We start from the raw sequence: 25,427 nt of genomic DNA on the forward strand, positions 1-25,427 counted from the left end.
TTTTATCGGGTAGTCCAGAATCATTTGGAAGAGTTTTTAAAGCAGTTTAAATGGCTTTTAACTTCAAGGCAGATGTTCGAGGAATGGAAGGGTCAGCTTGAAACAGGCGGTCTGACCGATATCCAGAGAGCTGCCAGATATTATTATACACAGAGGCTTTGCTACGGCGGCAGAGTTAGAAACAGATCGTTCGGAGTGTCTCCTGGAAGGGCAGGCAAGATCAACATAGTCAGGCTTGAGGAAGAAATGTCCCAGGTTCATCTGAGATTATCCGGATGCGTTATTGAGCATCTTCCCTGGCAGGAACTTGTTTCCAGATATGACAGGCCAGACACCTTCTTTTTTATTGACCCGCCTTACTATAAGGCCCCATACTACAAACATAATATGGAGCTGGATGATTATAAGGAAATGGCAGGGATACTCGGAAGCGTGAAAGGCAAGTTTCTTCTGACCATAAACGACCTGCCCGAAATACATGAAGTGTTCAAGGCTTTTAGCCTGAAGGAGGTCTCCCTGAAATACTCAGTGAGTTGTAGGAAACCAACAGAAGGCAAGGAACTGATCTTCACAAATTATTGATAAACCAAGCCCCGGTCATGGGATTAATATCTTCTGGCCAGGGCTTTATAATCGACATTTTTTTGACGGGCTTGTTTTTGCGGAAATTCATTAGCGAGTGGTGCCAAAGCAGACGCAAAATGGTGCCAAAGCGCTCGCCGCTTTACACAACACTATTCCCAACACTAAGCATGTATTTTTTATGATATCTGGTGTGTGTATGAGTAATCTAATGATTGAAAAAAAACAAGATAGAAACAAAAAAACCCTTGGAAATTGGGGCTTCCAAGGGTTTTTATAATAATTTTAAATGGCACGCCTGAAGGGATTCGAACCCCTGACCCACGGATTAGAAGTCCGTTGCTCTGTCCAGCTGAGCTACAGGCGCTTAGAAAGATAGGCGGTCATTTACCACACGTTTTTTTTCTTGTCTATAAAAAACATTCATTATCTGAAAGTTAAATTCATTGTCGTTTGTATATTAAGGGTATACAAGAAAAGAGTTGTTTTTATCAGGCATGCTTGTAAAAAGATCTAAATGCATTAACATGTTCTGTCACTCGGCATTAACAGGCAATTGTATTTTTGATCCTGGCTAATCAGAACGGAAAATATATGACAAAATATACAGATGATATTGATGAACAGGATATGATTGAGCCTCCACCGGTTCCTGTAAAAATAGCGCCTTCGAGCAAGGCACTTGTGAAGCTGGATCCACTTCAGTCCTATCTTGCGGAAATAAGCAAATACAAGCTCCTTACAAGGGATCAGGAAATAGAGTACGGAATAAGGGTTCAGGAAGATGACGACCCTGAGGCAGCGTATATTCTTGTTACTGCCAATCTGCGTCTTGTGGTGAAGATCGCCCTCGAATTTCAGAGAGTATGGATGCAGAATCTTCTTGATTTAATTCAGGAGGGGAATATTGGCCTTATGCAGGCCGTAAAAAAATTCGATCCTTATAAAAATGTAAAATTTTCATATTATGCTTCTTTCTGGATCAAGGCGTATATTTTAAAATTCATAATGGATAACTGGCGCCTTGTTAAAATAGGCACGACCCAGGCCCAAAGAAAACTTTTCTTTAAGTTGAAAAAAGAGAAGCAGAAGCTTATAGATGAGGGCTTTGATCCAAGGCCAAAGCTTCTTTCAGAGAGACTCGGAGTATCCCAGAAAGAAATCATAGACATGGATCAGCGGCTAGATGGCTGGGATATGTCGCTTGATGCTCCAATAAAGGAAGATTCTGACACAGGACGCATTGAATTTTTGAATATCGAGTCAGATTCGGTTGAAGATGAAATTGCCAGAAAAGAAATTGAGCTGATTCTTCAGGATAAAGTTATTGAATTTAAAAAGACCTTGAGTAAAAGAGAGCTTGAGATTTTTGAAACCAGAATTTATTGTGACACTCCGCTTACTCTACAGGAGATAGGCGAAAAATACAATATTTCCAGGGAACGCGTCAGGCAGGTGGAAAAGGCCATTGTTAACAAGATGAAGATTTTCTTCAGGCAGGAAATTCCTGATTTTGAAGCCTACGCAGATGAATAACATTTGGCCAGCCAAGTATAAAAATAATTAAAAACGGTGATATTAATGAATAAATCCGCTTGCAGGATTCTGTTTTGCGCTGTTCTCAGCGCAATGTTTTTTATGGGAGGATGCTCTTTGCAGCAATCTGATTCCTCCCGGACGGATAGTATATTTCCAGATACCGGAGAGAAAAATGTTCCTTCAGAAAAAAGAAAAGAAGGCGGTATAGAATATTTTTACTACAGTCAGGCCCAGCTTAAAACATCAGAGGGATTGATCGCCGAGGCTGTAGAACTAATGGAAAAAGCGATTGTTTCTGATCCTGATTCTGTATACCTGAAAAAAGAACTCGTATCATTGTATCTGAAAAACAATGAGGCTGACAAGGCTCTGAAGACCGCTAAAAACCTTGCGGAAAAGCATCCGAACGATGTTGACGTTCTTCTTCTATACGCAGGTATAAGACAAGTGATGAAAACAGAACCTCTGGAAGTTGTAAACACATACGAGAAGGTTCTTAAACTTGATCCTAAACAGAAGAATGTATATCTGATGCTCGGAAGACTTTATCTTGAAAAGCAGGATCAGAAAAACGCATTCAGAATATACACGGATCTAGTAAAAATTTTTCCTGATTCCTACGCAGGCTTTTTCTATTTAGGAAGGATTCACATCCAAAGGAAAGAATATACAGAAGCAGAGAAGTGCTTTAAAAAATCCCTTGAACTTGACCCGACAATTGAAGCCCCTAAATTCGAACTTATCGGGTTGTACAAATTGCAGAAAAAAAACAACAAGGCCATTGAGATGTATAAAAAAATCATCTCTGACAATCCCGATAATATCCATGCCCAGGTTGGCCTCGGTCTTTTTTATAATTCCTTGGGCTTCAAGGATAAATCAGAACAGATATTTTATCTTTTATCAAAAAGAGCCGCAGACGTATCACCTATTGTGACAGAAGTTCTTGTTAATTATATAGAAAAAAATAACATTAAGGACGCAGTGACCATCCTGACCGGGCTTTTAAAAGGTCAGCCTGACAACTCTGAGCTTAATTACGCCATGGCAGTCGCATATGACAGAAGCAAAATGAAAGATGAGACTCTCATGTATCTGAAAAAAGTAAAGCCTGATTCAAAATTTTACACAATAGCAGTGGTTCATACCGCCGTTGTTCTTCATGATGACAAGAGAAGCCAGGAAGCAATCACTACAATTGAAAAAGCCCTTGATAATCAGAAGGATAATCTCGAACTTTATAATTTCCTCGCTTTTCTTTATGAAGAAATAGGCAATTTTGACAAGGCCGAGGAAGTTCTGAAAAAAGCTTTATCACTTGATGAAAGCAACACAAAACTTCATTACAGACTCGGTGTAGTCTATGATAAAGCCGGAAATAAGCAGGAATCGATAAACAGCATGAAAAAGGTCATTGAGCTTGAGCCAACCAACGCCAATGCCCTTAATTATCTTGGGTATACTTACGCAGATATGGGAACGGATCTTGATGAGGCCGAAAGACTGATAAATGAAGCCCTGAGATATAAGCCCGATGACGGATATATTCTCGACAGCCTCGGGTGGGTGTATTATCAACGAGGTGAGTATGAAAAGGCCAATGAATATATCACAAGGGCGGGAGCACAGATTGTAAATGATCCCACAATTTTCGAGCACCTCGGAGATATTAACGATAAACTGAAAAATATTGAAAAAGCATCCGGGTATTACAAGAAATCTTTAGAATTATATAAAGACGAGCCTTCAAAAAAACGTATTACTGACAAAATCAATAAGCTTAAGAAGTAGGATGAAATGCGAGCATCAATATTTTTTTTAGTTGTTTTTGCAGCTTTGTTTTCTGTCGGATGTGCCACAAGGTCTATTCAACCAGTAAAATTTGAAAATGGTCTTGAAGCAGGACTTGTCCTTGGCAAATTGCAGAAATCAAATGAATCTCTTGATAATTTCAAGTGTTCAGGAACTATAGAGATCCATAATGACGATGAATCGTTTAACGCAAGAACAGTAATGTGCGTCAAACCACCATCGTCTTTCAGGCTCGAAGCGCTTAGTCCTGCTGGGCCTCCTGCTTTCAGAATGTCCGGGGATACGGAAAGTATATATATTCAGCCTGAACCAAGCGGACAAATCTACAAAAAGGATGCAAAAGGCGCAACCCTTGAAAAGCTTGCAGGCATTGAAATTCAGGTTCAGGATATGATAAATCTTCTTTGCGGGCGGCCTGCTGTCGTTCCTGATGGATCCTTGGCTGACCTTAAATTAGACCCCCATGATAAATCAGCTAAAGCACTCGTAATTTATGATGTTGCCGGCAATATTCTTCAACGCCTGAAACTTGATGAAAGCAACTCGATTCAGTCAGCCGAGATTTTTGATTCATCTGGCAAATCCATATATAGTGCTGAGTTTTCAGGTGCTAAACAAGTAGGTGGCTTTGTCTTTCCAGGGAAGGTTTTTGTTAAGGCGGGGAATAAAGAACTCAAGCTTGCCATACGCCAGATATGGCCGAATACAGATATCAAAGAAAATTTATTTGTATTGACTGCTCCGGCAACCGGGAATAATTAGTTTTTAACCTGTATAAGGTCTTAAATCGACCTCCAGTTTTAATATCAAGCTTAAGAAATTAGTTAGGAGAAGTTGTCATGATTCACGAAAAAATGCCGGATTCAAAATCTTCATGCAAAACCAGTTCATGTGGCTCTGGAAAAAGTGCTGCTATTCAGCGCAATGAAGAACTGACCAAGGCAGCCCTATCAAAAATTAAATTCAAGATTCTTGTAATGAGCGGAAAGGGCGGCGTTGGCAAGAGCAGCGTCGCTTGTAACCTTGCAGTCGCTCTTTCAAACAGGGGCTTCAAAACAGGTCTCATGGATGTCGATGTGCATGGGCCAAGCGTGGCAAAAATCATGGGAATGAAAGGCCTCCTTGATGCCACAGAGGACAGGATGCTCATTCCAATGGCTTTTGGTGATAATCTCAAGATCGTTTCCATGCAGTCCCTTCTTCCGCATGAAGACCAGGCGATCATATGGAGAGGCCCTGCCAAGGGAAGCATGATTCAGCAATTCATAGGGTCCGTTAAATGGGATAATCTTGATTTTTTAATTATTGATGCTCCTCCGGGAACAGGAGACGAGCCTCTTACTGTTATCCAGACAGTCACTGACGCAAAAGCCGTGATTGTTACAACTCCCCAGGATGTCGCACTCTCGGATGTCAGAAAATCCATAAATTTTTGCAAGACAGTTAAAATGGATGTAATCGGCCTTGTTGAAAATATGGGGCCTTTTGACTGCCCTCATTGTGCAAAGCAGATAGCTCTTTTTAATAATGCCGGTGCAGAAAAAACAGCGGCTGAGATGGGGATAGATTTTCTTGGTTATGTTCCTTTTGACATACAGGTAGGTCAGTCATGCGACGCAGGACTTCCTATTGCAAGCACTCATATGGATAGTCCTTTCATGAAGGCTTTTGATTTAATAGTATCAAAGATTGTGGAAGATCTTGGAGTGAAGAAATAGCAAGGCCTTGATTTGCAATCATGAATATTATTCATATCATCATTATATGGATGATATGATTTAATAGGGAACGGTTTATGCCGTTCCCTATTTGTTTAAATGAGCTGGATGAAATCATTTTCAACGGCATAAACTTTTTAATCCTTTACTCTGATCGGTGCTAAAGTGATTAATGATAATTCATGGAAAACCTCTCTGCGTGAATCACTCAATCTGAGGGAAGACGAATATCTTTCCCCGCTCGCTGCAAAAAGCGGAAATGCATCGAGGAGAAGGTTTGAAAAAAGAGCCTCAGAGGATTACAGGCAGTCTTTTTCGCTCGATGCTGACAGGATTGTTAACTCCAGGGCATATTCCCGTTATATTGACAAGACCCAGGTCTTTTCATTTATAAAAAACGATCATCTCACCCACCGCGTACTCCATGTTCAGCTCGTATCAAAATGTGCGAGAACCATGGGCCGATTTCTTGGCCTTAATGAGGATCTAATTGAAGCCATATGTCTGGGGCATGACATAGGCCACACTCCATTTGGTCATGACGGTGAACAGTATCTTTCTGAGCTCTGCCTCTTTCATTCAATAGGTGCCTTTGAGCATAATGTCCAAAGCGTGCAGCTCCTTGAAAGGGTAGAAAGAAAGGGGAGGGGGCTCAATCTATGTATTGAAACACTGGATGGAATTCTCTGCCATGATGGCCCGGAATTTGGGGTTTTGCTTAAGCCTGACCGAACAAAGACATTTGAAACATTAGATAAAGACCTTTCCGAAGCCAAAAATGACAAGTCAAAAATACTTGTGCCAATGTCTCTTGAAGGCTGCGTAACAAGACTTGCAGACGTTATAAGCTATATAGCCAGGGATTTCGAGGATGCTATCAGAATAGGCATTTTAAAAAGAGAGGTATTACCCGAAAAAGTCGTAAATATACTTGGAACAAGTAATGGAACAATTGTCTATAATCTTGTTACAGATGTCATTGAAAACAGCTTCAGACAGCCTTTTGTCGGATTCAGCGACGAGGTTTCAGAAGCCATACTCGAGCTCAAGAACTTTAATATGGTTCATATTTATAAGAATCCTCTGATCAAAAAGCATTTGGGAAACGTCAGGGAATTGTTTCATATCCTTTTTGACAGATATCTTGGAGATCTTAAAAAAGGCGATACCTCTTCGGTCATTTTCACCAGCTTTTTAAAGGATATGACTGAAGATTATATGAATTCGCATACACAGCCAGAAATTGTAAGGGATTTTATATCGGGCATGACGGATCAGTATTTTATTTCCCAGTGTCCTGAAAAATTGAGGCCAGCAGTAATAACAGGATTTGGAACCGATGTTTAAAAACAGAGACTCCTACAGAAATATCTGCGGACGGGATGATCTTTTCTCTTACAAGGTCACTGTCAAGGAAACCAATCTGTTTGTGATGACGGATAAGTTTCTTGAAAAAGAGATAATTGAAATAATCCTGAAACACAGAGGGCACCTTGAAAACTATATGGATGCAAATCCAGGTTTCATGACGGCACTTGTTCCATGGCATTCTGATCAGTTTGCTCCTCCTATTGTGAGGGCGATGATCGAAGCAGGGTCTATTGCCTGTGTCGGCCCAATGGCAGCGGTTGCAGGTTCAGTATCACAATTTGTTGGAGAGGATCTTTCAGCTTTTTCCTCGGATGTTTTCATAGAAAACGGGGGTGATATCTATATAAGAACCACAAAACCTGTAACAATTGGTCTTTTTGCTGGCAAATCGCCTCTAAGCGGGAAAATAGGCCTGAAATTTCAACCCGGCCCACCGTTTGGAGTATGTACATCCTCAGGAACAGTAGGCCATTCATTAAGTTTCGGGAAGGCCGATGCTATTTGCATATATTCATCTTCCTGCTCTCTTGCAGATGCCGCTGCAACTGCTGTTGGCAATATAATAAAAAAGCCGGCGGACATTCAACCTGCGCTTGAGATGGCTAAAAATATTCCTGGGGTTAAAGGTGCGCTCGTTGTTCTTGGCAAACAAATGGGAGGGTGGGGTGATATGGAAATAGTACCATTATGATCGGCTCAGTTCCCTTTAGGTACGGCATCTGAGCTTAAGTAACAAAATTGCTTTAAAATTTCTTTTCCAAAAATTCCCCAGATCATGCACCTATGATATGTTAAATTGGTTATTACTAAACATATATCAAAATGGGTAATTTATAATTTGCTTGTTGCTCTTTATCTTCGATATTATTCCAGTAAAATCATCTGTTATACCAATCAATCACAGATTTGCTCGTCGGTCAGCATATGAAAAATAATGTTCTTCCAATCTTCAGATATATTTTATAAAACTAGTAATAATAATTGAATTGAATGTCAGAATTGGCTTGAGTTTTATTTATGAAAAGAGTATTTGAACGTGTTAAACTTGGATTTTAGACTATGTTCAGTGGTTTTTCCAAAATAGCAGTAATTTGCCAGTCCGTGATTTTGCCTGAAACAATTTTAATATATAACTGAAATTTCCGGAGAATATTTGCCTGTTAAATGCTGAATAGTCCGGGATTCAATGCTGGAAGGGAGAACTGGGATGAAAAAATTTATGCTGAAACTGATTTTCTGGCTTATTATTTTTTGTATTATTGGCTTGGCCGGGTATCAGAATCTGTCTTTTTTTATGAACAAGTATGCTTTTAGTATAAATTATTATTTCGGCGCTTACAGTTTTCCTGAAGTATATACAGGCCTTTATTGCGCAGGTTTTTTCATGATTGGTTTTGTGCTCGCATCCATATTCTCAATTGGTTTTAAATTCAGAACCAACAGAATTATAAAACAACTGAAAAATGATATATCTCTACATGAACGATCGATTTCAGCCTTAAGAAATGGAGGGCCCAAGCCTGCGGCTTCGCCTGATACCGGCCAGATTGCCTCTGAATCTTGACTTTAAGATAATGCTGACCCGGCCATAAGGCCGGGTTTTTAGTTTAAAACAAGAGAGGAAATCCAAATAACTGGTAAAATCTTCGATCTTTGTAAGTACATCTAAAAAAACAGGAATGCAGCACAAAATATGTCAGAACTAAAATCAACTCCCATGATGTCACAGTACTTTTCCATAAAGGAACAGTACAAAGATTCCATTCTTTTTTTTCGCATGGGCGATTTTTATGAGATGTTTTTTGAAGACGCTGAAATTGCTTCCAAAGTCCTTGACATAACACTTACATCAAGAAATAAAAATGAAGATATCCCTGTCCCAATGTGCGGGATTCCATACAAGGCCGCCGAAGCATATATAGCCAGGCTCATATCAAGGGACTATAAGGTTGCCATTTGCGACCAGGTGGAAGATCCCAAAAATGCTAAAGGAATTGTGAGGCGCGAAGTTGTCAGGGTCATCACTCCTGGCATGATCCTCGAGGACACACTCCTTGATGCAAGAATAAATAATTTTGTCGCTTCTATTTCTAAAAATGGTGAAGTTTTTGGTTTGTCTTGCCTCGATATTTCCACCGGAACCTTCAGGATATCTGAAACGACCGTATTTGAAGACGTTCTTGACGAGATTCTTCGTATAAAACCAAGTGAAGTAGTTGTTTCCGAAAAGAACAAGGATGACGGCGATATTCTTTGCATTAAAAAATCGCTTGGATCAGTTTATTTCAGCTTTATTAACGACAACTCTTTTTCAATCAGGAATTCAAGGGATACGCTCCTTAATCATTTTTCAACTCGCAGCCTTGAAGGTTTCGGATGCGAGGATCTCCAATCGGGGATCTGCGCTGCAGGAGCGCTTCTTTCATATGTAAAAGAAACTCAGATGAAATCTTTGTCCCATGTGACAGGGCTTGTGCCTTACAGATCTTCTGATTTTCTAATTATAGATGACTCAAGCTTCAGAAATCTTGACGTATTTGTCAATCAGAGGACAGGCCAGAAAACAGGAGCATTGATAGATATAATAGATATGACCATGACTCCCATGGGTGGCAGACTACTGCGAAACTGGCTGAGATATCCGCTTGTCGACCTGTCTCAGATTGATGCTCGCCTTGATGCTGTGGATGAGGCTGTCAGGCTTCGTGCAGAAAGGGAGATTTCAAGAAATATTCTTAAATCTGTTGCTGATCTTGAACGCCTTGGGTCAAGGATCACAATGAACAGATGCAGCGCACGAGAGTTTGTGGCGCTCAAAAGATCTTTAAATGCCCTGCCTGAGTTGTGGATGGTATTATCTACATTCGAATCTCCCCTTTTTGATTTTCAGGAAAATCTGTCCGATCTTTCCATCCTTGCTGACTTAATAGATCAGGCCATAGCTGAGGATCCACCGGCATCCATTAACGAAGGCGGCATGATCAAGGAAGGATACAACTCAGAACTTGATGAACTGATATCAATAAGCAGGGACGGAAAAAGTTTTCTTGCAAAACTTGAGGCAGAAGAAAAAGAAAAGACCGGAATTTCAAGCCTTAAAGTCAAATACAACAGGGTTTTCGGTTATTTTATTGAAGTTTCAAAAGCTGCTTCTGAAAATGTTCCTGCAAGCTATGTAAGAAAGCAGACCCTTGTTAATGCTGAGAGATATATCACTGACGAGCTTAAGGTCTTTGAAACCAAGGTGCTTAATGCCTATGAAGAAAGAGTCGCACTTGAGCTTGCAATATTTGAGGATATCAGGCTTGAAATAGTAAAGCATAATCCCTCGATTCTTAAGGTCGCCTCTTTTATATCAAATATAGATTGCCTGACAGCAATTGCCCAGGTTGCCGAGGATAATGATTATGTGCGTCCTATAATGAATAATGACGGAATAATCAGGATTGAGGATGGCCGGCATCCGGTTGTGGAAAAAACCATTGATGCCGGTAAATATGTTCCTAATTCAATCTACCTTGATAACAACGAAAACCAGATACTTATAATAACCGGACCAAACATGGCAGGTAAATCAACTGTTCTGAGACAGGCGGCCCTGACAGTTCTGATGGCCCAGTCCGGTTTTTTCGTGCCTGCGGCAAGAGCGGACATTTCAGTAACAGACCGAGTATTTGTCAGGGTAGGAGCGTCTGATAATCTCGCTTCAGGTCAGAGTACATTCATGGTTGAGATGGAGGAGACTGCAAACATCATAAATAATGCGACTCCATCGAGCCTTGTGGTAATGGATGAGATAGGCAGAGGAACAAGCACTTTTGACGGAATAAGCATAGCATGGGCCATTGTGGAGTATCTTCATGATTTAAGCGCCTCAGGCGTAAAGACCCTTTTTGCGACTCATTATCATGAACTTACGGAACTTGATGCAATCAAGCCAAGGGTAAAAAATTTTAATATTGCTGTAAAAGAATGGAATGATGAGATAATATTTCTGCATAGGCTTGTGGAAGGCGGAGCAAGCAGAAGTTATGGAATACAGGTGGCAAGGCTTGCTGGAATTCCCCATGAAATAATTGCAAGATCAAAAAAAATTTTGACAAATCTTGAGTCTGGTTCACATGACCTCAGATCTGTTTCCCAAGGAACCCAGGCAAGGATGCAAAAGCAGTCCAGACCCCGGCAGCTGGAGTTATTTAGAAAACCTGAAAATGTTGTTGTGGAAATTTTGAAAGGAATTGATATATTGAGTCTCACTCCCCTCGAAGCCCTTAATAAGCTTAGTGAGTTAAAGGAAAAGATCAGGGATATACGATGATCATTGCCTGATCTTATAAGTCAGGATCATTTGGGGATTTGTATGCTTGTCCTTTGTTTTTTATGTCAGCAAGCAGTGAAATAATGGGTGCTTTTGGAAATTATATTTTTTTTGGGGGGTTACAGTAAGGAAGCGGCGCACTTAATAGCCTGGATTTATCTATGTATACATGAGGAGGCAGAGTACGACGCTGACGCAGCTAAAGCTCTAAAGACAATTTTCAGTGGTGTCCTTATGTTTTAAAAGTCAATATGTTAAAGTAAGAAAAGAAGCCCATGACCATTAATCACCGCACTAAATCAGCGGTTTCAAATTATAAATCCCTGTTTTTCTATCTGTTTCCGCTTCTTGTAGTATTTTTATACTCGCATGGATGTTATGCCGGATCAGAAGATAACGCATTGAAATTTTACACAAAAGCAGAAAGTCAGTATTCAAATATTTATAAATCAGGATTTCGTGAATCAAGGCAGAACTGGCTTGACTGTGCTGAAAACTTTAAAAAATCATATGATGCGGAGCCTGATGGAGACTACGCTCCTGTAAGTCTCTATTTCTATGGAAAAGTCTTTCGTGACCTGTATAAATTTTCCGGAAACCAGAATGATCTTGAAACAGCAAGCAAGGCATTTAAAAAAGTATCTGCATCTTTTCCTAAAAGCACATACAGCCACAAGGCAGAGACTGAACTGGATGGAATTCCTTCAATAAAGCCGTCTACTCCCCAATCCTCTACTAAGACCAGTGAATCTGCAAATAAAGAAAATCAGGCGGCGAAGAATACTCCTGAGCCTTCTAAAAAAGCTGATGCTGAAAAGACAAAGAAACCGGAGGAGGGGGGGATATCTCCAAAGACAGATGATAAAGGCAATGCGTCTTTAAAAGTAAGCACAAAAGAAAGCAAGCAATCAGAAAAAGAAGCGAACTCAGAGTCCACAGCTGTTTTAAACGCCAGGATTCCAAATATTACAGGAATAAGGCATTGGACCGAAAATGGTTACACAAGAGTGGTGATCGACTTGGATGCCAAAGTCTCTTACAAATACGGTGTCGATAAAAAGAAAAAAGAGGGCTTAGAATTAATTGTTTTTGATTTCAAAGGGTGCGGGATAGCAAGGAATCTAAAAAAAGAGTTTTCTTTTCAGAGTAAAGTCGCAAAAAGTGCTGTTATCAAAGAAAACAAGGGTTCTGTTTCTGTTCTTATAGCAGTAACAACTGCTGATAACTTCAATGTTTTTCCTCTCTCAGGCCCGAGTGACAAATTAAGATACAGGATTGTAATTGATTTAAAAGGCACTCCTAAAGCAGAAATATCTGAAACAGTATCCGTGTTAAACAAATCGGACAAAAAAAATGAGTCCCAAGACAAAGAACCAAAGAATAAAGAGGCTCTAAAGGCGTCCAATGTTGAAAAGCCTGCTGAGGTCAAAATCACCAAAGATGCTCCTCAGAAAACCGAAAACTTGAAAAATGCCACAGTCACAGATTATGACGCTGAACTTCAAAAGACAGGCAAGGGCAAGATAAAGCCGGGAGCACTGGCTAAACAGCTTGCGCTGGGTGTTAAAAAAATAGTGATCGATCCAGGTCATGGGGGCAATGATCCTGGAGCAATGGCTCAAAAAGGAATAAGGGAAAAGGATATCTCTCTTGCGCTTGCAAAGAGTCTGGCCCAGAGCCTTAAAAGAAGAACAGGTTGCGAGGTTGTTCTCACAAGAACTTCTGACAAATATCTTCATCTTGAGGAAAGAACAGCAATAGCAAATACTCAAAGGGCGGATCTTTTTATATCCCTCCACCTGAATTCCTCATCTGCAAAAGAAGCTATTGGCATAGAAACCTATTTTCTGAATCTTGCAACTGATGAATCTGCCATTGCTGTTGCTGCAAGGGAAAATGCCACTTCCACAAAAAATATCAGCGACCTTGAAGGCATTTTAAAGGATCTGATGAGAAACGCCAAAATAGATGAATCAAGCAGAATGGCAAAATATGTTCAAAAAAATATGTGTACTCATCTTTCAAGAAAATATACTCCTATAAAGGACAAGGGGGTCAAACAGGCGCCTTTTTATGTTCTGATAGGAGCACAGATGCCGGCTATACTTATTGAAACCGGCTTTATTTCAAACCTCCAGGAATTGGCAAAACTAACTTCTCCAGGCTATCAGGCCGATCTTACGGACTCAATAGCTGAAGGAGTGGTTCAATATATCAACTCTGTGTCAGCTCCTACATATGTCAAGACGCCCCCAAAAAAGAAGACCACCGAAAAAACTGATCCTAAAAAGAATATTTCACCCAAGAAGACTGAAAAAATAAAAAAGAAAAGCGGGGATAATTAATGAAATCCTTTGAGTTTTATAATCCTACAAAAATAGTCTTCGGAGAAGGCAAAACATCTGAAATAGGGGCTTTCACAGCTCCTATGGCTAAAAAAGTCATGCTTATTTACGGAAAGCAGAGCATCAGGAAAAATGGAATTTATGACAAGGTTGTTAAAAGCCTTGAAGAAGCAGGTATTTCCTTTGTCGAATGCAGCGGGGTAAAGTCAAATCCTGTTCTCAGCTTTGTTAAAAAAGGCATTCAGCTCTTCAGGAATGAAAATCTTGATGGAATAGTCGCTGTCGGCGGCGGAAGTGTTATTGATACTGCCAAGGCAATAGCAGCCGGTGTTTATTATGAAGGCGATGTTTGGGATTTCTTTCTTAATAAAGCCAGAGTTGAAAAAGCTCCTCCGATTACTGTGGTGCTTACTCTTGCCGCAACAGGGTCTGAAATGAACAGCGGAGGGGTAATTACAAACGAGGCAACATTTCAGAAATATAATCTGCACGGTGAGCTTCTTTTCCCCAAGGTTTCCATACTCGATCCTGTAAATACATATTCTGTCCCGCTTAATTATTCCATGTACGGAGCAGTCGATGCCATAATCCATCTGCTTGAAACCTATTTTAACGGCAGGGCAGAATACACGCCCATACAGGATTCGCTTGTCGAAGGTCTTGTAAAGAATATAATGGAAGCAGCAGCTGGGATCATTAGAAAATCCGATGATTACAATTCCCGGGCAGTAATGATGTGGGCAGCCTCTCTTGCGCTCAATGGATTGACTACTTCCGGAGCTGGCGCTGCTGGTTTTCCTATGCATATGATTGAGCATTCCCTGAGTGCTATTTATGATATTCCGCATGGTGCAGGTCTTTCGATAGTAGCTCCTGCCTGGATGAGGTATGCAGCTGAAAAAGATTATTCAAAATTTGCGCAATTTGCTGATAAGATTTTTGGAATAAAAAACGCAGATGAAGCTTTGGCAGCTTCACAGGGAATAAAAGCCCTTGAGGATTGGTTCAGATCAATATATGTTCCTGTTCGGCTGCAAGATGTTAATATTCCGCTTGATGATATTCCAAAGATAGCTGAGAATGCCCGTGGTCTTGCCAGAAGATGGGGGATGAAGGGTGAGTACAAACGAGAGATTATCGAAAATATTTTGAAAATAGCGGCATCCTGAAAGGATCAAAGTATGTCCGAAAACTGCATATTCTGTAAAATTGTAAATAAAGAGATACCATCCGAACTAATATATGAGGATGAAAAGCTGATTGTATTTAAGGATATCAGACCCCAGGCTCCGGTTCATCTTTTGATAGTTCCCAGAAAGCATATTAGATCAATCAATGACCTAAAACCTGAAGATCATGCAATCGCCGGAGATATGCTGATAGCAGCTCAAAAGATAGCTAAGCTTGTGGGAGTTGATAAAAATGGCTACAAGTTGAATTTCCATGTTGAAAAAGGCGGCGGTCAGGAAGTATTTCATCTTCACATGCATCTCGTAGGTGGATGGGAAAAGTAGTTTTTATATTTTAGTGATATAAAAAGTCGAATTATTAAAATAATAATAGACTTTTAAAGCCGTCTTTTTTATTCATGTTTAAATTATGGCCAAAAAGGGTTGACAATCCCTTTAATCTTTATAAAAGAAACTTTTGTATTAATCTTAAAATCGAGACAAGAGGAGAAAGAAATGGATTTTTTACCTGTAAAACCAACCATTATGAATGCTGTTGTAATCGCCTGTATTATTATGATTTTTGTTGGATTAGGAAAAGGCCTTGGAACTCCTGAAGGTGCCAAATTCTTTATTGGCGGAGTGCTTGTAGGTTTCCCTTCTTATCTTGGAAATATTCTTTATACAATCGGTTTCCAGGGTCACTAAGAGATCATACATAGTTTGAAAATTAAAGCCGCTTCCTAAAAAGGAGGCGGCTTTTTTTGTCAAAATATGTTTTTTGAAAAAAATAAGCGGAAACTTATTTTATTGATCTAACATCTTCCTTGTTCACAGGTTCCCATCTCAGGCCGCCCTTGAAACCATAGGCCCTGAAAATATAAAAATTCTGAATTTCCTTGCCTTTGCTTACGATATTTACTTCAACAGGCTGATCAACTCTTTCAAAGACCGTATAAAGTCTTGCAAGGTATTCAGTGGGAGATCTGTCCGTGACACCGACCGCATCCTTGCCTTTCAGCATTTCGTCGGTGAACCAGTAATCATATACATTTGGTCTGTTCCATTTGTTTATGGACACTGTTTCTGGCTGGCCTGGGGTGTAAAAAGCAAGTTCACTGGCAATCTGGTATCTGAATCCGAAAATGAACGTATTATCAGGAGAAGGCATTTTTTTAAGAATAGCATCAACATTTGAGCCAAGCTCTTTCCAGCCGGTTGTTTCCCTCGCTGTTCTGTCAAGCTTGCCTGGAAGGGGAAGTGCCTGCCAGGCAGTCTGAACAGCCACAATTGAGGTTATAAGGTATGCTGTCACAAGAGCAAAATTCCATACATCTCTTGTCTTTCCATGCTTTATTTCCTGAATGCTCTCTTTTGTGGTGTTCTCATCGTTTTTAGCAGAAGTATCAGGAGTAATCTCTGGTGTAGTGTTATCATCGACTTCGCTTGAAGAGTCATGTGATACTGAAATATTTTCATCCAAGGGATTTAATAGTTCCGGAATTTCTTCAGCAGGAATATGTTCTTTTATAGCCCTTGATTTCTTTTCAGGATGAAAAAACAGGGCGATGAGGATGCAAGCAGTCAGATATGCTGGTGCAGGCCAGTTTCCATACACCCTGGTATGAAGGCTTAGGATCATGAAAAAAGCAAACATAGGGAAAGATGTGTAGAAAAGATACCTTATTCTCAGATTGTTTCTGTGCTTTTTACCTGAAACAGATTTCCACCATGCAATTATACACATAATGAAAACAACCGGAGTCAGAAGCATGGCTTCAGAGCCTAAATATTCAAGAAAAAAACCAATATTGATGGCTGCTTTTTCATTTGCACCGCCAAGATAGGCAACATGCCTGAGTGAGCTCCATCCATTAAGCCCATTCCATACCAGAACAGGCACAAACATCAGAAATCCCAGGAAAACTCCTGCATATGGCTTAATACCTGCAAGTCTTGATCTGTATTCTCCTGAAAAAAGGCCGAAAAGAAACGCACACGGCAGAAAAATACCCATTGAAAACTTTCCGAGAATACCTATTCCGAACCAGAATCCACCAAGAAGCCAGTTTCTCCATCTGTCATTCTCATATGCAATGGCGATGTGATATGTAGCTCCTGCCCATCCGGCTGCCTGCACAGCATCAGCCGTCGCAAGAACTCCGCCCACGAAGAAAATAAGGACACCCTGGCTTAGTATGGATGTATGGAATGCTATCTTTGCCCCAAACCACCTTATGCACAGGAGCATAATATATAAGGAAGCGATTGAACCCATTATAACGGATGGGAGCCTTACAGCCTGTTCAGTATGACCAAGAAAACGGGTTGAAAGGTTGATCAACCATCCTATCATTGGAGCCTGGTCATGATAACCCCAGGCAAGATGTCTGCCCCATTGCCAGTAGTTGGTCTCATCAGGCGTTAATGGAAAATATCCTGAAAAATAGTATCTTATGAAAGTAAAACTGATGATAATCAAAAATGCGAGGGATGCATAACTGGTTTTCCGAAGGGCGGATTCCATTTTTAAACTCTTTTTTTGGGATATAAAATAACCGGTACGTATTTTGTTTATTTTACATACCGGTTTATTATTATTTTGTAATTGGTAAGCCTGATTTGCAAATAGACCTATTCTGGATTAACGCAGTCTCTAAGCTTGCCCGAACATTTGAAAGTTACGACCCTTCTTTCTGATAATGTAAGATCTTCACCAGTTGCAGGGTTTCTGCCGCGTCTTGAGTCTTTATCCTTTATGCAGAATTTACCAAATCCGGAGATGAGCACGTCTTCACCGTTTGCGAGAGAGTTTTTCATTATCTCAAGCAGAATTTCAATTATTTCCACAGATTTTTTTTTTGAGAAACCGAGGGCGTTCACTTTTTCAATAATATCATTTTTTGTTAGAGCCATGAATATCTCCTGAGGCACTTGTATACTGATCTAAAGTATTGTTAATTATCAAAAAGCCATATCAGCTGTAATTATTAAGTAAATCAAAATTTCCTGAAATCCGATTTTTTATGGTGGATAAACACCCTGAGTATATAAATGATCGAAATAATAAGTGTAATAGTCCCTTTCTTTTTCAATGTCTGTTTCTTCCGGCAGATGTCTTTTCATCATATCGGTTATCCATAATTCCCTTGCATGCTCATAGAGTATTTTTGTCAGAATTTCAGGATCTCCGATTATTTCCTTGTGTTCACGGACAAATCTATCTGCTGCCTTAAGAATTATCTTAACATTAAGAGTGTATTCCGAATCATCCCTCGAAGGGCAGTATTCTGAAAAAAACTCTTTTAGCACAGAAATTATCAGGCCTTCAACCGCATCAATACATTTCATTTGTACCCTTAATAAATAGAATATCTAATGATATGAATAAATTCCGTACTTTTATGCTTTCGGCATGCTAAGATATTAGATAGATGTGAGGATGTCAAGGCGGTATAGACTCATTTTTTAAATTTGAATCAAATTTCAATAAATAAATTTGTTATTTACAAAACCATTGCTTTCAGCAGGCTATCAATTTCTCTCTCTCCGGCAGAATAGATAGTATCAATAAACGCAACAGAAAAACTTCCCGGCTTTTCTGACACTCCAGCTGAAATTTCAGCGCATAGCCCGTAGAATCCGAATGCTGCAACTGTTGGCTCGAGCAGGTCCCTGCCGGCCACCGAGCAAAAGGCTGCTATGACAGCGGTTAGGCCGCAGCCGGTTCCAGTCACTTTAGTCATGAGAGGATGGCCATTTTTAACGCTGAACGACCGGTTACCATCAGTAATAAAGTCCTCTTCGCCTGATATGGCTATGATGCAGTTTTTTTCTTTAGCGAGCTTTTTTCCTGACTCTATTATTTCATCTGAAACCAATAGAGAAGAATCGACTCCTCTGGTTTTTATGTCAGATGTTGAAAGTGAGAATATTTCAGATGCATTACCCCTTAGGACTGATATATTTAATTCAGACATGATTCTTTTAACAGAATCTGTTCTTAAAGCTGTCGCTCCTGACCCCACAGGATCAAGAACCACAGGAATCCCCTTTTTATTTGCCGCTTTTCCGGCACATATCATTGAGTTTACCCAGTCATCTTCGAGGGTGCCTATATTAAGAACAAGGGCACCTGCAATTGACGCCATCTCCTCCACCTCCTTCATGGAATGCGCCATGACAGGTGAGGCTCCAATTGCAAGCAGTATATTTGCCGTGTGGTTCATAACAACAAAATTTGTGATATTATGAATCAGGGGTTTTTCAGATTTGATTTTCTGGAGAAGTTGATTAGCCAGCTTTTTCATGTTTTAAAAAGCCCTTCCTTAAAGTGCTGCGAGTTTTAAAAAATTTAGCCATGCATTAATCCGGGCACGGCCAGAAATGTATGAAAAAAAGATGCCTGATCAACTCCGGCATCCAGTATTTGCAGTTGCTTCTGGATGCCTGCCCCCAGTTTTCACCGGGGCAGGCTCCACAGGTCATTGGAACGCATTCTATCTGAAGGTTTTCCTCAATATCAGAAAGAAGATCAAGAGGCGCAAGGCCGTCCCTGTCTAACTTATTTATGCCGGAATGACGGACATCGGATTCTTTGCGATCTTTTCAAAGATGAATCATGTCTATTTCTACTGAAGCACATAATCTTGAAAAACATTTATTAGGTATTATAAATCCCCTCAGCATACAACCCTGTTTCTTCCGGTCTCTTTTGCCTCATAAAGATTTTTGTCAGCTCTTTGAAATAATGTGTCGGTGTTGTCGCCTGATTCATATTCTGCCACTCCAAAGCTTGCTGTAACACCACCAATTTTTCCAAAAGGATATTTTTCGATCAGAGATCTTAATCTCTCGGCCAGCCTCGTTGCCCCGGATAAATCAGTTTCAGTTGAAATTATGAGAAATTCCTCTCCGCCTATTCTAAAGAGTGTGTCTGCTCCTCGTATTTCGTTTTTAACAAGCCCTGACAAGGTTTTAAGAACGTGATCTCCTGCCGCATGCCCAAAAACATCGTTGATTTTTTTGAAGTGATCTATGTCAATAGCTATTATTGAAAGAGTCCTGTTGAATTTTTTGGCAATCGTCACTTCCAGTAAAAGAGTCTTTGTGCATTTTCTTCTGTTATAGACCTCTGTTAGACTGTCTGTGTAAGCTTTTTTCAAAAGAAGCCTCGTATCTTTCCATCTTCTGATAGCAAAAATCATAAGATAAAAAGAAAATATTAAAAGAAAGCTTAAAACAATGTCATCAAGTTCCCACTCCTCATGTTTTCTGGAAAACTCGAAGAACAACTCAGCCATTTCAAAATAGATTGCATAAACAAACGTACAAATGGCAGAAGCCCCTAAAACAATGCCATCATTAATTGCATGTCTGTGCTCAAGATATTTTCTTTTTAATGAGTGCATATATTCGATATTTTTTATATGAGGTTGTTGTCCCCAATGTAAATACGGCATCATGAATTCGGGACAGAATTGAAGTGTATTATAGGTTGTTTTAAATGGATAGATTGAGTATTGCCTATTTTTTTTTGCTAAAGCAACAGCGATCACAGTCAACTTCTGGTAGAGGAAGTTGTTCTAATAAACCAAGTTTTTTGTTGAAATTTCCTGTCCTTTGAATTTAATTCAATGGCTTTTTATAATTATAATCTTATCGGTAAAATTAATGAGCGAAAAAAGACAGATATTCAAAGCCGCCGGAGTCGTGGGTAGCGCCACGTTATTGAGCAGAATACTTGGAATGGTAAGGGATATGGTTGTGGCCGCGGTTTTTGGGGCAGGCCCCGTATCTGACGCATTTTTTGTTGCATTCAGAATCCCTAATCTGATGCGACGGCTCTTTGCTGAAGGTTCTCTTACTGTTTCATTCATACCTGTTTTTACGGATCATCTTGTGAATGATGGAAAAGAAGAGGCTTTCAGGATGGGGCGATCAGCATTCTGGATGTTAGGACTTATTCTTTTTGTATTAACTATACTTGGGATTTCAGGCGCATATTTTGTTGTAAAGATTATTGCACCTGGTTTTGACGGTACATCCGGGAATTTTGATCTTACCGTAAGCCTGACAAGGTATATGTTTCCATATGTTCTTTTTATATGTTTGACAGCACTCTGCACAGGTATTCTGAATTCCCTGAATCACTTTGCGGCTCCTGCGTTCGGCCCTGTATATCTGAACATATGCCTCATTCTGTCCGCACTTTTTTTTAGTCGTTTTCTTGATAAGCCTGTTTATGCTCTTTCGATCGGAGTAATTATCGGAGGAATTGTTCAGCTTGCTGCTTTAATACCTCCACTTTTAAAATTGGGGTTTCGCTTTTTCGGAGAGGTGGATCTTCTCCATAAAGGCGTCAAAAAAGTTGGCAGGATGATGCTGCCGTCGGTGTTCGGTTCCGCCGCTTACCAGTTGGACATGTTAGTAAATACCATGCTTGCATCAATGCTTTCAGCCGGAAGCGTATCCTATCTTTATTATGCTGACAGGCTCGTTCAGTTCCCGCTCGCTCTTTTTGGAGTGTCCGCAGCAACGGTTATTTTACCCACATTAGCAAGGCAGGCCGCCAAAAAGGACATGAAGGGAGTTGCCGAAAGCCTTTCTGAAGGATTCAGGCTGGTTTCTTTTGTAAACCTTCCAGCCATGGCCGGTCTTATTGCCCTGAGCTATCCGATCGTTTCAGTAATCCTTCAAAGAGGAGCTTTTAACCCTGTACAGGCCAAAGCGACTTCTGAGGCTTTGATTTGTTATTCCATTGGATTATGGGCCTTTTCTTCAGTAAGAATAGTTCTCCCTGTTTACTATGCAGTCAAAGACATTAGGACGCCTGCAATATTTACAGGCATAACGGTAGTCTGTGATATTCTGTTTGCCATGTGGCTGATGACATTTCTTGGACATAAAGGCCTTGCTCTTTCTACATCTCTGTCTTCTATGGTAAACTTCTGTCTGCTGACCAACGGAATAAGACCTTTTCTAAAGGATTTTGACTGGAAAGGAACTGTGCTATCCCTTTTAAAGTCAGTTTTCTGTTCGTTTATAATGGGTATTTCGATTTATTATACAGGCTCATATCTGGATAAAATGGCCATTTCTTTTATTGTAAAAGTTGCATTGCTTGCGGCCAATATCCTTTTGGGGATTTTTATTTATACTGGTATGTCATATATGCTTGGTTCAAGAGAGCTTAAAACAATGTATTCAATTATTAGAAGACGGAAATAATGTATTATGTTTGAAATTACGGCAAAACAAAGGCTTTTGATATTCGGGGCATGTTTTTTGCTTGTTTTGCTTTTTCTTGTGATCCTTTTTGGTGAAAAAGGATTCTATGATTATATGTTTTTGAAAAAGCAATACGAGGAAATCGGAAAACAAAACTTGAATCTTGAGGAGGAGGGGAGAAAAACCTACGAAATTATCAAAAGAATGAAAACAGATCTTGATTACATTGAAGAAATAGCCAGACAGCAACTTGGTATGGTTCTTGAGAACGAGATTGTTTATCAGTACCAATCTCAGGAAGCTGATACTGAATCGCAGAGCAAAAACAACGGCAAAGAAAGCGATCAAAAAAAATGACGGACAAATCCGTTTTTAATACAGAAACAGCTGCAAAAATTCTTGAATCACAGGGTTACAGGGCAAAGGCGGCCGAAGTATACCTCAGACTGTCTTTGAATAATCCTGGGAAGGCCTTTTATTACAGGGCAAAATTTGAGTCTCTTCAATCTGATTTGATCTGGGTTAAAAAGAACCACAAACTTATTGATCTTTTTTATCTGTGGATAACAAATATAACAGAAGGAAACATACTGGACAGCCTGAGAAAAACCAGAATCAGACTGATCGAGCAAAAAAAATATGAATATAAAAAGAATAATTATTGAAATTGCATTGATTCTGTTGCTTGCATTTGTGACCGCATTTGCAAGGAATCATTTTAATCCTAAAGGTATAGCTGTTTTTGGCCAGTGGGACAAAAGCAAAGGCGTAGTGTCTGCACTGCCTAAAGATATGCCGGTAATTCCTGTGTCATTTGAAATACAGAATATAACAGAGGCAAAACAGATATATGATGCGGAGAATACCAATACCATTTTTGTGGATGCAAGGGGTTCAGAAGCCTATATGGAAGGGCACGTCAAAGGAGCTATTTCCCTTCCTGTGGATGATTTTCATTCAATGGGCCCGGCTTTTCTGGAAAAATACCCTCCTGCAACGGCCATGATTGTTTACTGTTCCGGCAGAGAATGTGAGGATAGTCACACTCTTGCCGGATTTCTTAAAGATCTTGGGTATACGCATGTCAGGATTATGATTGACGGATATCCTGCATGGGAAAAAGGAGGCTACCCAGTTGAAAAAAATTAGACCTGACTTCCTCGATTCTCCGTTATTGGAACTTTTTTTCAGGCTGGTACTCGGAGGTATTTTTTTATATGCGAGCATCCATAAAATTATGGAACCGGCTCCATTTGCCAAAGTAATATACGGATACTCACTTTTTCCTGATTCATCCATTAACCTGATAGCAATAACGCTGCCTTATATTGAATTTATATGTGGGTTATTGCTGATGGCAGGAATATTTCCGATCTCTTCTGCTGTTATATTAACCGTTATGCTGGCATTATTTATGATAGCAATCAGCATAAATCTGGCAAGAGGGCATGAGTTTGATTGCGGTTGCTTTAGTGTAAAAAACGGTGGAAAACAAGCATCTCCAATTGAACTGCTTATGCGGGACGCTCTTTATATTGCCATGTCTCTGCATATTGTTTTCTATAAAGGCAAACGCAAATTCACTTTACTGTAGTTAGGTATACAAGCCGGACAAGTTCAAAATAATCCTAATTCCGGCAAGGGCCGGAATTAGGACAGTCTAAAAATACGGAAGCCGAATCCAGTCCTGCATGACATTGAAGCCCTTTTCTGGCTTTTTGCGAGGTCATCAACCTGGAAGAGATCTCATTTTTTATTTTAGTTTGAAAAAGCGAAGGTTCTTTCTTTCTGAGATTTTACTCTGTACAGGACAAAAAATTATCCATAAGCAAAAGCATTGCGCGGTTTGCCTTTTAGGCACCGTTCAAGAATCAGGATAATATTGAAAAAACATCTGAAATTATATGGTATATTAAAATATAGTTTCACGAATGGTATCAAGTCCATATCGAAAAATGCTGACAGCTTTCCTACCATGCTTTTTTATTGTAACAGGTATGGCAAGATGTTTTGACTCGCCGGTTATGTGGCACCAGCTGAACGCAATAGCCAGCAGGGCAGTGAGTTTCATAATCCGTTCAGGATCAGTGATATGAGTAGCTTCAAAATTGAAGCCCCGGGATTTCAGACATCCAAAAAAAGTTTCAATTTCCCATCGTTTTTTATAATCAGAAATAGCATTTTCAGAATCACTGCCAGTAACGATAATCAGGAATTCACCATCGGGGCAGCTTCATACCGACTATATACAGGCTGACACCACAAATAAGTCGCTTCCCCTTTAAAATCCGGGACTCTTTTATGCGAAGATTTCTGAAAAGCGTTTTTATAGCTACCTTTTTGCCCTTTGAAGAAATGACCTTGAAGTTTTCCTTAATCCGAATCCTGAAAGGTATTTCTTTGGTAATAAGCCATGAAAACCATTCGTATCCTATGAACTCCCGGTCTGCTGTCAGCGCACCGATTCTTTCAACACCAAAAATATTGATAAATTTCTCAATGAGTTGTATTCGCTCGGTGGTGTTTGAATTGCCTCGTTTTTATAGTGTAGCCCAGATTAACGGAAAGGCTATTCCCATATGTGCTACGCCGATAACAAGAATATTGATGTTGATTTTTCCAATTTTCCAGTTGGTTCGGTCCATTGCAAGCACCCATTTCAACTCTGTTGTGGGCAGAAGTCTGGAAAGGAATACAGCTATTTCCTTGAAATCCATTTCGAATAATCTGAAAAAATGCTGCAGGCGCTTATACTTCGAGGCGGCTTGAGCTTTACCGCTGAAGGCTGTCGCTATGTCACAAAGGCAAACCGTTCTGACCTGCAACAGCGCAACTAAAAACCTGGATAAAAACGTCAAGCGCGCTTCATTCCAGCTCAGATGCTGCTTGAGCACTGATTTTAATGCGCCAGCTACTGGTTTGTGATAATATCTATAACTCTCTGAATTCATAGATAATACTAACATAAATCCAGTAGAAAACATAGATTTTTGTTGTTATTTCAGATTGTTATACCTTTTTGTCCTGTACAGAGGAAATTTTATTAAAATCGAGTAGGGTGAAGCAGCTGATCAAGTCTGCTTCATCCCTCTCACAGAACCGTGCGTACGGGCCTCGTACACGGCTCTTGTTCATCCTTATCTCGTTGTAAAAAGAGGAAGCACTCCCGTTTGAATTTCATTCATCGCGAACAGTCCGATTTCTTCAAACCATTTGTTGGGCATTGCCCAGTGGCTGAGCTGACATGCCGAGTTCCGCCATGATGTCATTTTGATGCTCTGGAATTCGCCGCTATACCCCAGCTGCCTGAGCCGTCTGTGCAGTTTATTCGGTTTCTTCCATA

26 protein-coding genes, 1 tRNA gene and 1 pseudogene are annotated in these 25,427 nt (G+C 40.0%); 19 read left to right on the top strand and 9 right to left on the bottom strand.

Features of this window, described 5'->3' with window-relative positions; genetic code table 11:
* Positions 1 to 582: DNA adenine methylase (locus K245_RS0116170; protein WP_027360070.1), on the top strand; the 582-nt coding region annotated here is incomplete at its 5' end.
* A 290-nt stretch (positions 583 to 872) separates the two neighbouring features.
* On the opposite strand, the gene K245_RS0116180 is transcribed toward K245_RS0116170, so the two are convergent.
* Positions 873 to 949: transfer RNA gene (locus K245_RS0116180), tRNA-Arg, on the bottom strand.
* A 263-nt stretch (positions 950 to 1,212) separates the two neighbouring features.
* On the opposite strand from K245_RS0116180, the gene K245_RS0116185 reads away from it, so the two are divergent.
* From K245_RS0116185 to K245_RS0116245, 12 genes are all read left to right on the top strand, one after another.
* The gene (locus K245_RS0116185; RefSeq protein WP_232223844.1) at positions 1,213 to 2,118 is read left to right on the top strand and encodes a sigma-70 family RNA polymerase sigma factor; all 906 of its coding nucleotides are present in this window, start codon (positions 1,213 to 1,215) and stop codon (positions 2,116 to 2,118) included.
* 45 nt (positions 2,119 to 2,163) lie between these two features.
* Entirely contained in the window at positions 2,164 to 3,912 is a 1,749-nt protein-coding gene (locus K245_RS0116190) for a tetratricopeptide repeat protein (protein WP_027360073.1), read from the top strand.
* 6 nt (positions 3,913 to 3,918) lie between these two features.
* Positions 3,919 to 4,695: a lipoprotein insertase outer membrane protein LolB gene (locus tag K245_RS0116195; RefSeq protein WP_027360074.1), complete on the top strand. Its 777-nt coding sequence runs from the start codon at positions 3,919 to 3,921 to the stop codon at positions 4,693 to 4,695.
* A gap of 77 nt (positions 4,696 to 4,772) precedes the next feature.
* Positions 4,773 to 5,651: an Mrp/NBP35 family ATP-binding protein gene (locus K245_RS0116200; RefSeq protein WP_027360075.1), complete on the top strand. Its 879-nt coding sequence runs from the start codon at positions 4,773 to 4,775 to the stop codon at positions 5,649 to 5,651.
* 165 nt (positions 5,652 to 5,816) lie between these two features.
* Entirely contained in the window at positions 5,817 to 6,998 is a 1,182-nt protein-coding gene (locus K245_RS0116205; protein ID WP_332248672.1) for a deoxyguanosinetriphosphate triphosphohydrolase family protein, read from the top strand.
* Positions 6,991 to 7,713 carry a UPF0280 family protein gene (locus tag K245_RS0116210; RefSeq protein WP_027360077.1) on the top strand — a complete coding sequence of 241 codons (723 nt, stop codon included), beginning with the start codon at positions 6,991 to 6,993 and terminating at the stop codon, positions 7,711 to 7,713. Before K245_RS0116205 ends, K245_RS0116210 begins: the two co-directional genes overlap by 8 nt.
* Positions 7,714 to 8,229: 516 nt before the next feature.
* A complete protein-coding gene (locus K245_RS0116215; protein ID WP_198013908.1) occupies positions 8,230 to 8,586 on the top strand; it encodes a lipopolysaccharide assembly protein LapA domain-containing protein in 357 nt (118 codons plus the stop codon).
* Positions 8,587 to 8,715: 129 nt separating this feature from the next.
* Positions 8,716 to 11,340 carry a DNA mismatch repair protein MutS gene (mutS, locus tag K245_RS0116220; RefSeq protein WP_027360079.1) on the top strand — a complete coding sequence of 875 codons (2,625 nt, stop codon included), beginning with the start codon at positions 8,716 to 8,718 and terminating at the stop codon, positions 11,338 to 11,340.
* Positions 11,341 to 11,615: 275 nt separating this feature from the next.
* Entirely contained in the window at positions 11,616 to 13,685 is a 2,070-nt protein-coding gene (locus K245_RS26870) for an N-acetylmuramoyl-L-alanine amidase (protein WP_051284245.1), read from the top strand.
* A complete protein-coding gene (locus K245_RS0116235; protein WP_027360080.1) occupies positions 13,685 to 14,854 on the top strand; it encodes an iron-containing alcohol dehydrogenase in 1,170 nt (389 codons plus the stop codon). The genes K245_RS26870 and K245_RS0116235 overlap by 1 nt, the downstream gene beginning before the upstream one ends.
* Before the next feature lie 12 nt (positions 14,855 to 14,866).
* The gene (locus K245_RS0116240) at positions 14,867 to 15,199 is read left to right on the top strand and encodes a histidine triad nucleotide-binding protein (RefSeq protein ID WP_027360081.1); all 333 of its coding nucleotides are present in this window, start codon (positions 14,867 to 14,869) and stop codon (positions 15,197 to 15,199) included.
* A gap of 171 nt (positions 15,200 to 15,370) precedes the next feature.
* On the top strand, positions 15,371 to 15,562 hold the full coding sequence (locus tag K245_RS0116245; RefSeq protein WP_027360082.1) for a hypothetical protein: 192 nt from the start codon (positions 15,371 to 15,373) through the stop codon (positions 15,560 to 15,562).
* 94 nt (positions 15,563 to 15,656) lie between these two features.
* On the opposite strand, the gene K245_RS0116250 is transcribed toward K245_RS0116245, so the two are convergent.
* The 5 genes from K245_RS0116250 to K245_RS24950 form a co-directional block, all read right to left on the bottom strand.
* A complete protein-coding gene (locus K245_RS0116250) occupies positions 15,657 to 17,381 on the bottom strand; it encodes a glycosyltransferase family 39 protein (protein ID WP_027360083.1) in 1,725 nt (574 codons plus the stop codon).
* A 107-nt stretch (positions 17,382 to 17,488) separates the two neighbouring features.
* On the bottom strand, positions 17,489 to 17,770 hold the full coding sequence (locus K245_RS0116255) for an integration host factor subunit alpha (RefSeq protein ID WP_027360084.1): 282 nt from the start codon (positions 17,768 to 17,770) through the stop codon (positions 17,489 to 17,491).
* Between the two features lie 108 nt (positions 17,771 to 17,878).
* Positions 17,879 to 18,205 carry a hypothetical protein gene (locus K245_RS0116260; RefSeq protein ID WP_027360085.1) on the bottom strand — a complete coding sequence of 109 codons (327 nt, stop codon included), beginning with the start codon at positions 18,203 to 18,205 and terminating at the stop codon, positions 17,879 to 17,881.
* Between the two features lie 155 nt (positions 18,206 to 18,360).
* On the bottom strand, positions 18,361 to 19,164 hold the full coding sequence (thiM, locus tag K245_RS0116265) for a hydroxyethylthiazole kinase (protein WP_027360086.1): 804 nt from the start codon (positions 19,162 to 19,164) through the stop codon (positions 18,361 to 18,363).
* A gap of 372 nt (positions 19,165 to 19,536) precedes the next feature.
* Positions 19,537 to 20,265: a GGDEF domain-containing protein gene (locus K245_RS24950; protein WP_051284247.1), complete on the bottom strand. Its 729-nt coding sequence runs from the start codon at positions 20,263 to 20,265 to the stop codon at positions 19,537 to 19,539.
* A 262-nt stretch (positions 20,266 to 20,527) separates the two neighbouring features.
* Between K245_RS24950 and murJ the strand changes: the two genes are divergently transcribed.
* Genes murJ through K245_RS0116300 form a run of 5 tightly spaced genes read left to right on the top strand, consistent with a single transcriptional unit; the run spans position 20,528 to position 23,678 of the window.
* Positions 20,528 to 22,084, top strand: coding sequence for a murein biosynthesis integral membrane protein MurJ (gene murJ / locus K245_RS0116280; protein ID WP_027360087.1), 1,557 nt, complete (start codon positions 20,528 to 20,530; stop codon positions 22,082 to 22,084).
* A gap of 6 nt (positions 22,085 to 22,090) precedes the next feature.
* The gene (locus K245_RS0116285) at positions 22,091 to 22,441 is read left to right on the top strand and encodes an FtsB family cell division protein (RefSeq protein ID WP_027360088.1); all 351 of its coding nucleotides are present in this window, start codon (positions 22,091 to 22,093) and stop codon (positions 22,439 to 22,441) included.
* Complete coding sequence (locus K245_RS0116290) at positions 22,438 to 22,749, top strand: hypothetical protein (protein ID WP_027360089.1); 312 nt, start codon at positions 22,438 to 22,440, stop codon at positions 22,747 to 22,749. The genes K245_RS0116285 and K245_RS0116290 overlap by 4 nt, the downstream gene beginning before the upstream one ends.
* Positions 22,724 to 23,233 (top strand): rhodanese-like domain-containing protein, encoded by a 510-nt coding sequence (locus tag K245_RS0116295; protein ID WP_027360090.1) that lies wholly within the window; start codon positions 22,724 to 22,726, stop codon positions 23,231 to 23,233. Before K245_RS0116290 ends, K245_RS0116295 begins: the two co-directional genes overlap by 26 nt.
* A complete protein-coding gene (locus tag K245_RS0116300) occupies positions 23,220 to 23,678 on the top strand; it encodes a MauE/DoxX family redox-associated membrane protein (protein WP_051284249.1) in 459 nt (152 codons plus the stop codon). The genes K245_RS0116295 and K245_RS0116300 overlap by 14 nt, the downstream gene beginning before the upstream one ends.
* A gap of 318 nt (positions 23,679 to 23,996) precedes the next feature.
* Here the strand turns inward: K245_RS0116300 and K245_RS28590 are convergent, their stop codons facing one another.
* Complete coding sequence (locus tag K245_RS28590; RefSeq protein WP_408605765.1) at positions 23,997 to 24,233, bottom strand: hypothetical protein; 237 nt, start codon at positions 24,231 to 24,233, stop codon at positions 23,997 to 23,999.
* On the opposite strand from K245_RS28590, the gene K245_RS28340 reads away from it, so the two are divergent.
* Positions 24,177 to 24,341, top strand: coding sequence for a hypothetical protein (locus tag K245_RS28340; protein ID WP_232223843.1), 165 nt, complete (start codon positions 24,177 to 24,179; stop codon positions 24,339 to 24,341). The genes K245_RS28590 and K245_RS28340 overlap by 57 nt on opposite strands.
* A 283-nt stretch (positions 24,342 to 24,624) precedes the next feature.
* Here the strand turns inward: K245_RS28340 and K245_RS27785 are convergent, their stop codons facing one another.
* Together K245_RS27785 and K245_RS28345 are read right to left on the bottom strand one after the other, a co-directional pair.
* Positions 24,625 to 24,801: a hypothetical protein gene (locus tag K245_RS27785; protein WP_156906825.1), complete on the bottom strand. Its 177-nt coding sequence runs from the start codon at positions 24,799 to 24,801 to the stop codon at positions 24,625 to 24,627.
* A gap of 420 nt (positions 24,802 to 25,221) precedes the next feature.
* Positions 25,222 to 25,427 (bottom strand): annotated as a pseudogene (locus K245_RS28345) (hypothetical protein); the annotation flags it as partial.

Source organism: Desulforegula conservatrix Mb1Pa (assembly GCF_000426225.1).
GTDB classification, from domain to species: Bacteria; Desulfobacterota; Desulfobacteria; order Desulfobacterales; family Desulforegulaceae; genus Desulforegula; species Desulforegula conservatrix.